Below are 15,924 nucleotides of genomic sequence, written 5' to 3'. Positions count from 1 at the left end.
CGGCGCTGTGCGTGGTTTGGTGAAGGAGGATCGGTTGCGCCTGCTTCGACCCGCTCCTCCGCCATCGCGTTGGTTACCCCTGGCAAGGAATGGAGTCTTCCACGGCCGCGATTGGGACCGGTAGGACGCGATGAGTCTTGACCAAGCTGCGCTATAGCCCAGCCCGCGTGCTATCGGCTACGTGGGAAATCGATCAACGTGCGTGTTGACCGGGTGTTGACCAATAGCAAAAACAGAAAGGGCCACCGTGCGGCGGCCCTTATCTAAATGCTTGATTTCCCTAAGGAAAACTGGAGCGGGTGAAGCGATTCGAACGCTCGACCCCAACCTTGGCAAGGGCGGTAGCCAGATGGCTTCTGATTGCTACCATCCGCAGCAAAGTTTGCCGTAGTAATTGGCGAAAAAGTCCGTCGCCGGTCGCCTCGATCGGGCTTTCCATCACCGAGATTCCTTAGGCACCTGGCGAGCATGGTCTTGCTAGCTCCGGTTCGACGAGCTGCGACGTATAAGTGGCCTTCGATGACGCCCACCCTTACCGCTGCTATTTTGTCGGCCTGGTGCTATCGGGCTGCCGAACCGCGCCGGTCTTCATCACGGCTAGCCTACCGGCGCGTGCCGATGGCACGCTAGAATTTTCTCCGCATTTGATGCGCCGCCGGCGACCCGGGCTCTTAGCAGACCTGAGCGCCGGCGAGGATGGCCGCAGTTCAGCAACATCTCGACGAGCTCCCCGGCAAGAACGCTGAGGGAAAAATGCTGCAAGCTGAAACCTAAGGTCTGTGCCAGCACGAAAGTGTCGGGTCTGCACCAATGTCGACGGTCCGACATAGGATGGGACCGCTCGCCACCTAGTATTGCAAGCTTTATTGCCTTGGCATGCCAAATGCGACGGATGATCCGCAAACGTTGCATGGAACCGATACGGTGACAGGCGAGCCTCATCCAGTTTCCGCGCCATTGCCCACGCGGTCTTCACCAGCGGCAGTCGCGCAGCCCGCTGGCGGACGCCGGCCTTGCCGATAGCCATCGATCCGATCTGCCGAGAAGAGGAATCAATATGGAAGATGGAAGCGAGATCAGCATGAACCCGAATTTGAAATGTTTGGCCGAAGCGACTGCCGTCGCCTTGCTCTTGATGGTGAGCGCTGCGTCGGCGCACGAAGGAATGTGGATGCCGGGCCAGACTGCGGAAGTGGGGGAGGCCATGCGCGCGGATGGGCTCCAGATCGATCCCGCCCAGCTGCTCCGTCTGGATGCTGACCCGCTCAACGCGATCGTATCACTGGGTGGATGCTCCGCCTCCTTCGTCAGTCCACAAGGGCTGGTCGTAACCAATTATCACTGTGTGTTCGGATCCATCCAATACCACAGCAACGACGGCCAGGACTATATCACAGACGGTTTTCTGGCGAAGAGCCTGGGTGAGGAATTGCCCGCCGCGCCCGGCAGCCGCATTGAGGTCATCGAGGATGTGCGCGATGTGACCGCCGACATGCTCGAAGGCGTCTCAGACGAGCTGAACGGCTTTGACCGCTATGAGAGGCTCGACAGAAACCGCAAGGCGCTGACCGCCGCATGTGAAGAACAGCCCAATCGCCGTTGTAACGTGGAGTCCTATTATGGCGGCGCTTCCTACTATCTCGAGCAGAAGCTCGAAATTCAGGACGTGCGCCTCGTCTATGCGCCCGCGCTCGGCCTCGGTAGCTTCGGGGGCGAAACCGACAATTGGATGTGGCCACGCCACACAGGCGACTTCGGCTTTTATCGCGCCTATGTCGCTCCTGATGGTTCCTCCCGGCCTTATGCGCGCGACAATGTGCCTTACCGGCCGAAGAGCTGGCTACCCATAGCCCGTGAAGGCGTCGAGGAAGGCGACTTCGTAATGGTCGCCGGCTTTCCCGGCGCAACCGATCGGTTCCTCACCGCGGATGAAGTCCAGTTCAACTTCGCGCACCACGAACCGCTGTTGCACCATTTGTTCTCGGATTACGCCACCCAGATCAACCGGGCAACGGCAGGCAATCGCGAGGCGCAGATCCGCTACGCCTCCATCCTGCGCAACGTCCAGAACGTCGAGAAGAAGCTGGCGGGCGATCTCGCCGGCGCAGACGCGATCGGGCTCGACGCGCGCAAGACCACCGACGAGAAAGCCTATCGCGACTGGATCGCTGACGATCCCGCGCGGCAGGCGCGCTATGGCGCAGCAATCCGCGAACTGGACGCCGTCGTGGCCGAGAACAGCCGGTCCTCGCTCAAGAGTCTGCGGGAGTCGGTGCTAGAGCGCGCGAAAATCCTCTCATCGGCGCGCACTCTCTATCGCTGGGCCAAGGAGCACGAGAAGCCCGATGAAGAGCGCGAAAGCGGCTTTCAGGATCGTGACCTTAACGAGACCGTGGATCGACTGACGCGGATCGAACGCAGTTATCTGCCGGACATCGATCGCAAGCTGTTCGAGGCCGCGCTCGATGAATATCGCCGGCTGGACGCAGAGGACCGCGATACTGCCTTCGAAACCGCTCTGGACCAAATTGGCTTTGACCGACTTTATGCAGACACCAAACTCGCAGACACGGCAACGCGGCTCGGCTGGCTCGAGAAACCGGCTACTGCCTTCGAGGCATCGGACGATCCTTTTATCAAGCTGGCGATCGCACTCTATCCCGGCGACATAGCTGCGGACCGCACGGCGAAGGACCGCGCTGGCCGCGGGCTGACGGCGCGCGCGACCTATATGGAGGGCCTGCGTGCCTATCGGCAGGCGATCGGCCGGCCGGTGTATCCCGATGCTAATGGATCGCTGCGCATCACCTGGGGCAAGGTGACGGGGCGAACGCGCGACGGGCAGGTCTGGACGCCCTTCACCACTGCAGAGGGACTTCTGGCCAAGCACACTGGCAGGGGCGAGTTTAATGTGCCGGATGCCGCTATCGCCGCGATCCGGGCCAAGGATTATGGCCCGTATGTGGCGCCTGTGCTGGGCACGTTGCCGGTCAACTTCATGTCCACGGTCGACATCACTGGCGGCAACAGCGGCTCGGCGACGCTGAACGGGCGCGGCGAGTTCGTGGGTCTCGCCTTCGACGGCACGCTGGAGGGCGCGATCTCGGACTGGGCCTTCGACACGGATCGCACACGCGCCATCCATGTCGACAGTCGCTTCATGCTTTGGACCATGGACAAGATCGACGGCGCGAGCCGGCTGCTCAAGGAAATGGGAGTGCGGCCGGCGTCGCGCTCCTGAGGGTTTGTTGTAAGGGCTGAATACAGGTACAGACCCAGCCGTTGATGCGAGGCCAGTCAGGCGGCGAGGATTTCAAACTGCTCGGCCAAGGCCGATTCGCACTGAAGCGTACCTCGCCTGTCGCTCGCGCATCATGTGGGTCATTTCGATGCCGGCCAGGATCGCAGCTGCGCTGCCGTCGATCTGAAGCCGAGCATCGGCCGGTCACCACCTTGATGAGCGATTGGTCCTGCTCTGTCCGCATCGCTGAGGCGCAAGTACTCGACCGTTCAAGTACTGCGCCGCGGCGTATCCAGATCGGCTTCCGCGGTGATCGGAACACTGGCGCTTTCGGCCTGCTCGGGACAGCGCACAGCTATCCACGTTTACCCCGAGGCGACGCTCCGGATGGCAGCCGCCATCGCGGAGCCGCAGAAGCAGTGGTTTCGCCAGCATTGGCAGTCGCCGTGATCGCAAACCGGCGTTGGGGGCGCAACGTCGTGTCCTGTTTAAGCCAATCTTGAAAGGCAAGCGTGTCGAAGGTCACTGTCCCAAGCAGGTCTTTTAGCGGCGCTTGACCTATGGTGTGAGCGGGCGAGTGCTGGCCATCCTACGCTCGTCAGATTCTCGAAAGCTCGCCCGAGTATGCATGCGCTCGGACATATGGGACGTCCGTTAGTCATAGGAGCTTGGAATGCATTTGAGCAGAATAGATGGGGGTCAGATGCTGCATGACGCAGTCATAGAGAGGCTAAGACATCATAGGCCGGAGCCGGCTCATTGCCGACAAAGTCCGGGCGTCACCAAGAACCTGGAGGGGGTGGCAAAACAGGTGGAGTTTGAGACGCATCTAGGCGGGTTGCGGCCGCACATCGTGGGCGCTCGCGGTGGCCGGCCTATGGTGCTCGGTCATGTGTCCTGCCCACTTCCCGCCTACTCCGCGAATCCAGTTCTCGCCTGTTCCGCGAATCCCGGTTGCATCGGAGAGTTAGGGGGTCAGTCCGTTGGAGGGGCCGCATCTTAGCGGCCCCTTGCTGCTGACCTTGCCCAGAGGCGATCCAGTTTGAACTTCGCTTTGGCCCACCACAAGGACCAAACGCCTGGAGCATGAAGGGCAACTCGATTTTCTGAACGAGAGATCATTGGCAGGCAGAGAACAGGGCCATGCAGTCGGACATACGAACGTGCTGAGTTGGGCCGGGCTGCGTCGCCCTGACTCACTCCGTCTTGGGAAATCATTGGGCCGCTCCCTTGGCGCGAAGGCGAGGGCGGGCGAGACGCTGGCACTGTCGATCGGAAGGCGCCCGGAAGGCAGTAGCCGCGCGCAGGCAGCCCAACTACCGGCAAGACAAAGCCTGAGGCCGCTAAACAATAGTACGCTCGATCGCGGGCCGCGGCTGATGCGACTGCATCTTTCGCCGCGCCGAGCTGAGGCCTTCTTCAGGCGATGTAGGTTGCGCGCTTCGTGACGAGCAGGAAAATTGTCAGTGCAGCGAGGAACGTGGCAATCGCGCTGTAAGTGAAGACACTGGCCAGGTCGACATTATTCACCAGCAGTCCGCCCAAAATAGCGCCGACTGCGATGGCCACTTGGAAAGCTGCGGTCATCAACACCCCTGCGCTTTCGGCCTGTTCGGGAATGGCGCGCAGCACCATCCATGTCTGAATCCCCACCGGCACCGCCCCGTAGGCAAAGCCCCATACGGCAACCGCCATCGCCGAGGCCGAGGCCGATGCTCCCACCATCAGCAGCGAAACAGCGGCTGTACCCATGAGCAGAGGCGGTACGGCCACGACCGCCGCTAGGCTGTGTTTGACCCCGAATGCGGCGGCCAAGTTGCCGAAGAAGCCCCCTATTCCAGCAGCGAACAACACAAGCGAGATCGTCTCGATATCAAGCGCGGGAATCTTTTCGAGGAAGGCTCGGATGTAGGTGAAGCTGGCGTAGTGTCCAGAACCGACCAGCAGGACGGCCAGAAGCGCGCCCTTGATCATCGGTTTCTTGGCGAAATAGAGCAGATTACGCAATCCAGCCATTTCAACCGGCGGCAGGGTTGGAAGCGTTGCGACTTGCACCAGCAGTGTAATGGCATTGACGACCGCCGCGATCATGAAGTCGGCTCGCCATCCCCAGATGTCGCCGACATAGGCGCCGATGGGGGGCGCGCAAATGACAGCGACGGAACCGCCGGTGAGGATGATCGACATGGCGCGCGGCAGGAGGTGATTTGGGACGAGCCGTCTCGCCAGCGATGCTGAAATCGACCAGAAGCCGCCGAGCGCAATCCCGAGCCCTACGCGTGCAGTCAGGAAAACCGAAAGGGACCACGCAAACTCCGCCAGAACGTTGGACAGGATCTGCAGCAGCATCATCGCCCACAGGATGATCCTGCGGTCCAACCGCTTTGTGATGATGGCCATCGTCGGCGCAGAGATCGCCGCAGCGATCGCGGTGGCTGTCATCGTCTGTCCGGCCGCGCCCTCGGTGACACCGAGATCATGCGCGAGCGGTGTCAGAACGCTGGCCGGCAGAAACTCTGCCGCCACCAGCCCGAACGTGCCCAAGGCAAGCGAAACGACTGCACCCCATGCAGGGTCAGACCGTTGATCCGGCCTTTCCGGCTCGTGCAGAACAGCGCCCATGAAGCCTGTCGCGGAATCGGTCATGAATAAGCTCGCCAATTGGGTGCGCTGGAACGTGAGCTGGCAGCGTTGACCCGCACAAAACCAAAAGATCCACTGGTCTCGGCGGCATTGCGCGAAGGGATGTTCACTACCCGACATGTTGCGATGGCGAGAATGCAATATCGGTGCCGGTTTCTCCGAGGCGGAGACGAGCAAGTCGCCTCGGATGGAAGGTGGCCGGTAATTCCATGGCGAACGTCGCGGTCGCGAGACAGCTACGGCTACCGAGCACGAGGTGTGAAGGGTCGAGGTACCGCGGCGAGACCGGCACAATCTCCAAGGCGCTTCGACAGAGTGTCGTCTCTTAGCCAGGGTTCCGTCGTCTTTTCTGATGCCTTGATGGGCCTCACCGTGCGTGCAAGTGCCAATGCCACCTCACCTGAAGCAACGATTGACCCGTTTGAGCAGGCGCATGGTGCCTTCCCCGGACCGGGCCCGGCTCGCTTGCCGCCAGGGCCGCTCGGATGGTGCTGTATAGTCGGCGCAATCTGCTCTTGCTCACCGGCTTCGGACAATGAAGCGCCAAGGGCCGACCGACGCTTTGCGGCAAACCGGTGGGACGGTATCGACCTTGACGGCTCCGTCTCTAACGCGTTCTGCTTGCGCCGCAGCGGTCTGTGAGGACACCGGTCTGCGAAGACCCCCGTCGCAGCAACGGCGATCGCATCCTGCTCCTGCTCCTGTTTTGTCTGGAGGGTGTTTCACATCCCCAAGCGCGCACCACTGCGGGAAATTCGTCTCGGGTCGTGGCGTTTGCGGCCTGAGGCGCCTTCATCAGCCACTTGCTGTGTTCGAAGCTGAGCAAGAATGTCGCAAGCCGAACAACAGGCGGCCAAGACCCGGCCACTGGTTGCGGGCAATTATGCGGCAACGCAAGGGGTGCGTTAAACGGCACGCAACTTGCCCTGACGATTTTGTCAGGCGGCATGTTGGTTCATTTGAGCGCATCTCATTGCCCGATCAGTACGCCTGGGCCGGAACGTACCACGCGTGGTCAATCCATGGTGTGACCTGCCGTGCGATCGCCAATCGAACGCAAACAACGCCTGAAACATAGGAGAGCCAAATGCCGGTCAGCCGCGTTCCAGATCATGTCCCGCGCGAAATGGTCAGGGACTTCAGCCTCTTTACGTCGCCAGGCATGCAACGGACGCCCAACGGGGACCCGCACGCAGCGGTCGCTTGCGTCCACAGCGGGCCGCCAATCTTTTATTCTCCCTACAATACGCAAGATGGCCTGGGCACCTGGGTCATCACTCGCGCCGCAGATCAGCGCCGGGTGCTGCAGGACGCCGAAAACTTTTCCAGCCATCGTAAACTTTTTTCAGCCGCGCTGGATGAAAGCTGGCCGACAATCCCGCTTGAGCTCGATCCACCGGCCCACGGTGTCTTTCGCTCACTCCTCAATCCGCTGCTCTCGCCAAAGCGGGTGGCGGAACTGGAGCCCGCTGTCCGCGAGCGAGCGGTCTTGCTCATCGACAGAATCGCCGCATCGGGCTCAAGCTGCGACGTCACGAAAGATTTCGCCTTCCCTTTCGCGGTCAGCATCTCCCTTCGTTTTCTGGGCTTGCCGGATGACAGGCTCGATACATTTGTCCGCTGGGGGCAAGAGCTGCTCCACGGCGATCGCCCTGAACGATCGGCGGCTGCCCGGACGATCGTGGACTTCATCGACGAACTTACAGCCTTGCGCCGCAAGGAGCCCGTCGATGATTTTATCAGCTTCATCGTGCAGGCCGAGCTCGAGGGTCGCCGGCTGACCGACGAGGAAGTCCGTGGCATTGGCGTGCTTGTGTTCGTCGCGGGACTCGACAGCGTCGCAGCAGCTATAGGCTTCGACCTGGCCTATCTCGCGCGCAACCCCGAAGATCAGGAACTGCTGCGCAGCGAACCGGAGCGGATTGCGCTCGCAGCCGAAGAATTGCTGCGCGCCTATCCGCCCATTCAGATGCTCCGCGTGGCAAGGAAGGATATCGACTTCGAAGGCGCGCCGATCCGCAAGGGGGATTATGTTTCCTGCGCGACGATGATCGCAAATCGTGACCCGGCAGAATTCGAATGCCCCAACACGGTCGATCTGGCCCGAGAGAACAATCGCCACGCCGCCTTTGGCTATGGACCCCATCGTTGCATTGGCTCACACCTTGCCCGACGGGAGATTGTCATTGCCTTGGAGGAGTGGCTGGCGCGCATACCGGCTTTCCGGATCAAGAAGGGTACATCGCCCATCACCTATGGCGGCCATGTGTTCGGGATTGAAAATCTGGTCCTGGATTGGTCATGACGACGGCCGCCCCGAGACACGGCGCAGACAATGGCGCGAGCGACAAGGTAGGCAGCGCTATGCGCATTATCGTCCACAACACCAAATGCCAGGGCCACGCGCGTTGCTCGGCGCAAGCGCCGGAGATCTTCAAGCTTGATGACGAGGGCTACATCCTGCCCGGTGACATCGAGATTACGGCGGGGGAGCAGTTGCTCGCGCTGCAAGGCGCGCAATCCTGCCCCGAACGTGCGCTGGAAGTGGACCGCACGCCCGCTGCGCAGCGTGAGCCGGACTCAGTCGAACGCGGCCCGGACGAGCTTAAATCAACCTCCGTCAATGTGGCGGCACGCTGGCCAGGATAATTGCGTCCTCTGATCCACCGTTCTCGTCGCAGCTGCGCAAGGGACATCTCAAGCCACTCCACATGACGCGCAAACGGTGGGCGAGCGCGCGAACGCCTTCCCAGTTCAGTGTTGCGACAGGACCGATGGACCAAGAAAAAATCACGGAATTACTCGACCGCGAAGCGATCCGCGATTGCCTTTATCGGTACTGCCGCGGGATTGACCGCGCGGATGAGGCGGCGCTGCGCAGCGCGTACTGGCCAGATGCGCACGACAATCATGGAGCCTATTGCGGCTCGGCAGAAGGTTTCATCCGGTCGGCGCTCGTGGTCTTCAAGACCGGACCGCGAAACATCCATCGGATCACGAACGTGCTGATCGAATTCATCAGCCAGGCAGAGGCCGCCGTCGAGAGCTATTTCTCAGCAAAGCAACGCGGCCCGGACGAGGACGGAGAAGTACGCCAGATGCTGCTCTGCGGCCGCTACTGCGATCTGTTTGAGAAGAGGCAAGGGCAGTGGCGGATCTCCGAACGGACGGTGGTCTACGATTGGGTCGAGGAGCAGGTCCCACCCGCGGTGCCTGAGGCAGAACGGTTTGGCCGGCGGCAGCCGATCGGCGCACCTCGTCCGGTTGACGCGGTCTATGCGCTCGCAAAGCATCGCATCCCTCCTCGCCACGAAGCAGAGGTTCCGAGCCTGGGCGGCGATCGAAGACAAGGTCTGTGATGATTACAGACAGCAATCCCGGCGCAATTCTGCCCGGCACGGACGCAGCCGAGGACATAGCGTTTCTGCCCGGCAGCGGCCCGATGGGGAGGGCGGCCTGCTATGTTGCTCACACTGCGGTAACGCAGGGCCAAGTATTCCCAAGCAGTTTTTGCTTTAGCGCGGCGCAGCATTCCGCGGTCCGACGGGCAGGAATTGCTGATGCCCGCAGCAAGATCCCGTGAAGCAGGCCGGGCGCATCGTGATCATCACAGGGGCCGCGGGGGGAATCGGCCGCGCCCTGGTCAGTATCCTGGCCGGGGATGGGGACACTGTTGTTGCGGTCGACCTCCCCGGCAGGGGCGTGGTTGAACTGGCTCGTGACTGCGGCCATCCGCATCTGGGCCTCGAATGCGACGTCTCGCGAGAGGAGGAAGTGCGCGCACTCTATGGCCGGCTCCAAGCTCAGTTCGCGCAGCTCGACGTCCTCATCAACAACGCAGCCGTCGGGCCGACCATGACTGCGACAGTTGACTCGGGCGTCGACGCCTTCCGTCGCGGCCTGGCAGTAAATCTAGTTGGGCCGTTGCTCATGTCCCGCGAAGCCGCCAGGCGCATGGGGCCGGGCAGCGCAATCGTCAATATCGCCTCGATAGCGGGCATTATCAGCAATCCCAAACGCAACGCCTACGCCGCTTCAAAAGCGGGTCTGATCTCGTTGACGAAGTCGCTGGCTTGCGAGTGGGCTTCACGCGGCGTCCGCGTCACAGCGGTAGCGCCGGGCTGCGTGCACACGCCGATGATTGCAGCACTGGAACGGGCGCGCAAAATGGACCCGGCGGCGATGCGCCGCCGCGTACCGATGGGGCGGATGGCGCGGGCCGACGAGATCGCCCGGGTCGCCCGCTTTCTGGCCAGCCCGCAGGCGAGCTACATCACCGGATCGGTGCTGGCGGTCGATGGCGGCTGGATGACATTCAACCAGGCAGGGGATGCGCATGCCGCAGTGGAAGGGGCACCCCGAAACGAGCTTTCCTGTAAGGCCGAACCCACCGACTCACGAATCGTGGTCGTCACGGGCGGCGCAAACGGCGCCGGCGCCGCCATTGTTCGCCGTTTCACCGCCAACGGCGATACCGTCGTAATTGCAGATAGGGACTACGCTGCCGCCACAGCGCTCCCTGGATCGCTGGGCGGAAGGAGCCTGGCGCAGTCCGTGGATGTGGCCCTCGAAAGCGAGGTGGTGGCGCTGTTCAACGACCTGCGGGGGCGATTCGGACGCATCGATGTCCTCGTCAACTGTGCTGCTGTCGCCGAGGCTTTCAGTTCAGGCATTGAAGAAACGCCGGTAGGGATAGAACACGTCCTGGACGTCAATATCACCGGTGCTTTCACCTGTGCGCGCGAGGCGATCAAGGTGATGTGCCCGGGCAGCGTGATCCTCAATCTCGCATCGATCGACTGCTTTCTGCCCTTCGCGCCACGCCATATCTATGGCGCCTCGAGAGCGGCGATGGATATGCTGTCCCGATGCATGGCGGCCGAACTTGGGCCGGTCGGCATTCGCACAGCCACCGTCGCTCCTGGTTGCATCCGCACGCCTGCCATTGATCAGTTGGCCAGGGCCGGTCGCATCGATTTGAATTTGATCGCACGACGCATCCCGATGGGCAGGATGGGACGGCCGGAAGAGGTCGCGGATGCGGTGTTTTTCCTTGCTTCCTCTGACGCCTCGTACATCAGCGGCTCGACCCTTTACGTGGACGGTGGCTGGACCTCGTTTGGCGATGCAGGAGACACTGGCGGCCTCCCTGACCACGGTTTTGCGGAGGCCGCGGGTTGATGGACGCCCATGCGCAATGCCACGTGCTGTGGCCTTTCGATGCCGACGAAAAACGTTGGAGTTCCCGGCTGCGCGCCCCCACAGGGCGGCCGCGGTCGAGGATGTCATCAGCGGCGCGGATGTTCCTCCGGGTTGAAGCAGCTCCAACTTTGGGAGCGCCCCAGCACGCAGTATGCGCGCGGTCTGCCGAAGAATCCCGCCCCGCCAAGCGCCAGATCGATATGGCGAGCAACCGTGCGGATGCCGAGCCGGCCCATGATCGGCCAACCCTTCTGCGAGCAAAGGAAGCACCATGGAATTTGCCACCTTCATCCTGGCTGCTCAACGCGGCTATCATCAATCTTGCGACAGCGTCATCCGCAACTCCATCGAACAGGCGGTCGTATCGGAGCAGGCTGGCTTCAATACAGCCTGGTTCGCCGAGCACCACTTCAACAATTACAGCCTCATTCCGTCGCCCTTGATGATGGTGGCCCACTGCGCCGGGGTGACGAGCACCATTCGCCTCGGCACTGCCGTGTGCGTGCTGCCGCTCTATCAGCCACAGCGCCTGCTGTCCGAGGTCGGCTTCGCTGACATCGTTTCGAACGGCCGTCTCGAGCTCGGCCTCGGCTTGGGGTATCAGCAATTCGAGTTTGAGCGCTTCGGCGTGGATATTGATGGGGCGCCCGCCGTCTTCTCGGAATATTTGGACATCCTTCTCAAGGGTCTCAAGCAGGACATCTTCGAGCATCACGGCCGGTATGAGACGATACCGCTGACGGCAACATCGGTGCGCGTCGTCCAAAAGCCGACCCCTCCGATCTGGATCGCCAGCGGGTCCGCGCGCATGAGCCGGGCCTATCGTGAGGGACTCAATTTATTTGTCACAGCATTGCACAATGGCCTGGAAAGTTTGAGCACGCTGCGCACAACGATCGAAAAGGCCGCGGCTTCCGAGGGCAGGAAAGTCACGGACGCCAAGATATCTTTGCTGCGTTGCTGCTATGCCAGCGACGACGAGGCAGAGATCAACAGCTATCTCGACAATGCGCGCTTCCAACGCCGGCTTTCTGAAGCGCTGCATGAGCGGCGCGAGCAGAGCGTGGACGGCTATCTGCTGCAGGAAACGCCGACCCAGCAGGATCTGTCATTCGAAACCATGCGCGAGAACCTGCCGATCGGCAGCTTGAATCGCGTAATCGAACGACTGCTGGAAGAGATCGACATCTTGAAGCCGGACCAGATCGCAATCCAGACCCAGTTGGGAGATTTCGACCAAAAGACGATGCTGCGCCAGATGGATCGCTGGGGCGAGAAGATCATTCCAGCGATCAACAAGTCGCTTGGTCATGCGCGGGTTTGAATTCGCAACCGCATGATGCAGAGGGTGCCTGCCATCTCATCAATAGACACAGCGCCAGCAGCATCGGCTGCGGCCGCCGCTTCAAAAACTGCGCGCGCGAGGTCGTGCGTTCTGATGCCATTGACCACGCAGGTGAAATGCGCCGGCCGCAGAAGGCGAGGACGATGGCTTTGACCACGAGCTCAACCGCACCAGCCTGTTCTCGACCATGCCTGCGGTTGGCGGTGCACTGTGCCCGAGTCTGACTGCCAGACAGTGGCCGATAGCGTCTCTGCATGACCGACGAGACAACCCAGGAGAACGGGACCATGTTCGCCCATCGCGATGGCGGTCTCGGCACCGGCCAAAGACCTGGCTTCGAGCTGGAAAAGGGCTTCGACCAGCATGTGCTTGCCTGTGTCCTGTCGTGCGCGCTCAAGGAAGTTGAGGCCGGCGAGGCGACGGCGACGGACTCAACCGGGCTTTCCCGCGCCGAGCTGCGCGATCTCGTCGCCCGTTGTTGCCCGGCAATTGTGATCGACGCCTTCGCCTTGGAAGAGGCATGCGACCCCGAGCCCGAGATGGAGGAAGAACTTCTGCACGATTTGCTCTTGGCGCATGCTCGGCCACGCGACCCGGCGAGCGCCTGCTTCGCCAAGATCATCGCCCGCCGTTCGATGCGCAACGATCATCTGTGGCAGGACCTTGGCCTTGTCAATCGGGCCGAGCTCAGCCGCCTGCTTGCCACGCATTTCCCGACCTTGGCAGCCGGCAACACCCAAAACATGAAATGGAAGAAGTTTTTTTACCGCAAGCTCTGCGAGGCGGAAGGTTTTTCGCTGTGCACCGTGCCTAGCTGCCGGGAATGCAGTGAATTTGAAGGCTGCTTCGGTCCGGAGGAAGGCGAAAGCCGCCTCACACGCATCAACAGCGGGATCGCTTTGGACTAAGGGTAGCTCGTCAGCTTAAGATGCCTTCAGGCCTTGATCACCGTTGAGCCATAAGCGCCTTTCCCGGCGTCGTTGTATCGAGGAGGGGATGTTCATCGCCTCGCGATATTTGGTGACGGTGCGGCGAGCAACATGGATACCCGTTTCCATGAGCCGGGCTGCGATGTCATCGTCGGAAAGTACCTCCTGCAGCGATTCTGCGGCGATGATTGCCTTGATCAGATGGCGGACAGATTCTGCGGAGTGAGCGTCACCGCCTTCGCAGGAGGCGATCGCCACGGTGAAAAAGTACTTGAGTTCGAAAACACCGCGGGGCGTAAGCATGTATTTGTTCGAGGTCACCCGGCTGACCGTGGACTCGTGCACGTTAATGGCGTCGGCCACAGTCCTGAGATTGAGAGGCCTCAGATGCGCGATGCCGTGTTCCAAAAAGGCTTCCTGCTGGCGCACGATTTCGGTGGCGACCTTAAGGATCGTCTTGGCGCGCTGATCAAGGCTGCGGATCAGCCAGTTCGCGTTCTCCAGACACTGGTTGAGAAATGCCTGATCTTTCGAATTTTGGGCGGTCGCGCGCGAGACTTCGGCGTAATAGGTTTGGTTGATCAGCAGCTTGGGCAGTGTGTTCGGATCAAGTTCGATTTGCCATCCACCGCCGGGACAGGGCGTCACCCAGACCTCGGGCATGACGGATTCCAGCACGCCGGTTTGGAACTGATTCCCAGGCTTGGGGTCAAGCGCACGGATTTCATGCAACATGTCGAGAAGGTCTTCTTCGTCGACACCGCAAAGCTGCTTCAAGGCCTGATAATCACGTCGCGCAAGCGTCTGAAGATTGGCAACCAAAGCTGCCATAGCCGGGTCGAACCGGTCTCGCTGGCGCAACTGGATCTCAAGGCATTCGCTGAGCGTTCGCGCAAAGAGTCCCGGTGGGTCAAAGTGCTGCATGGTTGCGAGCACCCGTTCCACATCGCCCTCTCGGACGTTCAGGCTGCCGGCCAGTTCTGACAGGCTTACCCGCAGATAGCCGGTTTCCTCCAGATGCGCGGCAAGCTGGCCGGCAATCAGCCGCTGCTGCGATGTGAATGGAGTGAGGGCAATCTGGAGAGCGACATGGTCGTGCAATGTTTCGGTGAAAGCGGCAAAATTGTCGACGGCATTGCCTTCGCCCGACGGGGCGTTGGCCGTGTTGCGGGTCGCCTTCGATTGCGTGAGCCGCTCAGGCGTGCCGGCACTGATCGGCTTGGCGAAGTCCTTTTCGCGCATGTCGATCTGGGAATCCTCCCCCGACATCGACGAATCTTGTCCAGACGCGCCATCATCGTTTGACGCCAGCTCCAACAGAGGGTTCTTCGCGATTTCCTGCCCCAGATACTGATGCAGTTCGGTATGCGACAGTTGCAGCAACCGTATCGACTCAATCAGCTGAGGCGATGCCACCATGGATTGCTTCTGACGCTGAAGCAGGCTTGCTGAGGATTGCATGGCGAGCGCGAACTCCTGTCGAGCGTGGCTCCGGCGGCTACAACTGTATGTGAGGCTTGGCGCCTCTAACTCATGCGGCAGCCTTGAGCGTTTCAAGAACGTTTTGCGGGGATGAGACCAGGTAGGGGTCGGCTTCGCAGTTGTCGGAGAAACCATCCTCCTCAAACCATTTCTCCACCACGCCATTGCTGATGAGGGCGGCGTAGCGCCAGGAGCGCATGCCGAATCCGAGATTGTCCTTGGCCACCAGCATGCCCATTTTGCGCGTAAACTCGCCTGACCCGTCCGGGATGAGCTCTACCTTCTGAACGCCCAGGGATTTTCCCCATGCGTTCATGACGAAGGCATCGTTGACGGAAAGGCAGTAGATCGCGTCGATCCCCTGCTTTTTGAACTCGTCATAGAGGTCGTCGAATTTCGGCAGTTGGTAGGTCGTGCAGGTCGGCGTGAAGGCGCCAGGTAGCGAAAACAGTATGACCCGCTTGTCGGCAAAATAGTCGTCGGATGTCTTGTCTTCCCAGCGATATGGATTTGGCCCCTGAACGGATTCATCGCGAACCCGCGTGTGAAACGTGACGAAGGGGACCTTCTTGTGAACCGTCATAAACTTGCTCCTCTAGAAAATGTGTGCACGGCCTTCTTAGCCAGCCGACGGACATCATCTTCGGCGGCCGGGCATGACGAGGTCGTGTGGTTTCCGACCCGCTTTCCTTCCGGTGACACGAGAGCGTCGTGGCTTGTGGGCTTCCTCACCAGGAGGAGGCTGACGCGGCTGATGTCGGGCGGCGGCGACAGGCAAAAAGGTGACAAGGCGCTGCTCCTCGTCGAGGAAACAGGCTTTGTGGTCGCATATGTGTGCGTCGAAATAGGGCTGTGCCGGGACGACTGTTGGGCTGCTCGAGAGCCCGGCTGCAGCCAATCCCAGATTACCGAAGATGGGCGGGCAGTGACGTGCCGATGGCAGTGTCGCCGTCCCCTGCATGAGCTTATCGGCACTCACGCACTGATCAGAACCGACCGGCAATTTGGCGGCCGCCACGAACCGGCGCGTCCGGCGAACAGCAGCCATGGGCAAGACAGTTGCCGAGCACGGACCTCTAAAA

General features: G+C 61.0%; 10 protein-coding genes and 1 tRNA gene. 7 read left to right on the top strand and 4 right to left on the bottom strand.

Going from position 1 to position 15,924, the window contains the following annotated elements; genetic code table 11:
• Positions 1-291 precede the first annotated feature (291 nt).
• Positions 292-374, bottom strand: a tRNA-Ser gene (locus tag H0241_RS26985).
• A 683-nt stretch (positions 375-1,057) separates the two neighbouring features.
• Between H0241_RS26985 and H0241_RS26980 the strand changes: the two genes are divergently transcribed.
• Positions 1,058-3,241 (top strand): S46 family peptidase, encoded by a 2,184-nt coding sequence (locus H0241_RS26980; protein WP_235984499.1) that lies wholly within the window; start codon positions 1,058-1,060, stop codon positions 3,239-3,241.
• Between the two features lie 1,419 nt (positions 3,242-4,660).
• Here H0241_RS26980 and H0241_RS26970 read toward each other — a convergent pair.
• Positions 4,661-5,887, bottom strand: coding sequence for an MFS transporter (locus H0241_RS26970; RefSeq protein WP_027038435.1), 1,227 nt, complete (start codon positions 5,885-5,887; stop codon positions 4,661-4,663).
• 1,084 nt (positions 5,888-6,971) lie between these two features.
• Here H0241_RS26970 and H0241_RS26965 point away from each other — a divergent pair.
• The 6 genes from H0241_RS26965 to H0241_RS26940 all read left to right on the top strand — a co-directional run bounded on the left by H0241_RS26965 (position 6,972) and on the right by H0241_RS26940 (position 13,339).
• Positions 6,972-8,189, top strand: coding sequence for a cytochrome P450 (locus tag H0241_RS26965; protein ID WP_027038434.1), 1,218 nt, complete (start codon positions 6,972-6,974; stop codon positions 8,187-8,189).
• Between the two features lie 59 nt (positions 8,190-8,248).
• On the top strand, positions 8,249-8,533 hold the full coding sequence (locus H0241_RS26960; RefSeq protein ID WP_050596622.1) for a ferredoxin: 285 nt from the start codon (positions 8,249-8,251) through the stop codon (positions 8,531-8,533).
• A gap of 125 nt (positions 8,534-8,658) precedes the next feature.
• Positions 8,659-9,243: a nuclear transport factor 2 family protein gene (locus H0241_RS26955; RefSeq protein WP_050596613.1), complete on the top strand. Its 585-nt coding sequence runs from the start codon at positions 8,659-8,661 to the stop codon at positions 9,241-9,243.
• A gap of 220 nt (positions 9,244-9,463) precedes the next feature.
• The gene (locus tag H0241_RS26950; RefSeq protein ID WP_027038432.1) at positions 9,464-11,065 is read left to right on the top strand and encodes an SDR family oxidoreductase; all 1,602 of its coding nucleotides are present in this window, start codon (positions 9,464-9,466) and stop codon (positions 11,063-11,065) included.
• A 292-nt stretch (positions 11,066-11,357) separates the two neighbouring features.
• Positions 11,358-12,410 carry an LLM class flavin-dependent oxidoreductase gene (locus tag H0241_RS26945; protein ID WP_027038431.1) on the top strand — a complete coding sequence of 351 codons (1,053 nt, stop codon included), beginning with the start codon at positions 11,358-11,360 and terminating at the stop codon, positions 12,408-12,410.
• Between the two features lie 308 nt (positions 12,411-12,718).
• Positions 12,719-13,339 (top strand): nitrogen fixation protein NifQ, encoded by a 621-nt coding sequence (locus H0241_RS26940; protein ID WP_235984511.1) that lies wholly within the window; start codon positions 12,719-12,721, stop codon positions 13,337-13,339.
• Positions 13,340-13,354: 15 nt separating this feature from the next.
• Here the strand turns inward: H0241_RS26940 and rpoN are convergent, their stop codons facing one another.
• Together rpoN and H0241_RS26930 are read right to left on the bottom strand one after the other, a co-directional pair.
• Positions 13,355-14,821, bottom strand: coding sequence for an RNA polymerase factor sigma-54 (gene rpoN, locus H0241_RS26935; protein ID WP_181060858.1), 1,467 nt, complete (start codon positions 14,819-14,821; stop codon positions 13,355-13,357).
• 70 nt (positions 14,822-14,891) lie between these two features.
• Positions 14,892-15,425 (bottom strand): peroxiredoxin, encoded by a 534-nt coding sequence (locus H0241_RS26930; RefSeq protein WP_181060857.1) that lies wholly within the window; start codon positions 15,423-15,425, stop codon positions 14,892-14,894.
• Positions 15,426-15,924 lie beyond the last annotated feature (499 nt).

The sequence above is a fragment of the Mesorhizobium neociceri genome (genome assembly GCF_013520985.1).
GTDB lineage: Bacteria > Pseudomonadota > Alphaproteobacteria > Rhizobiales > Rhizobiaceae > Mesorhizobium > Mesorhizobium neociceri.
The sequence above is the reverse complement of the archived record's forward strand: the minus strand, read 5'-3'. Positions and strand labels throughout refer to the sequence as shown.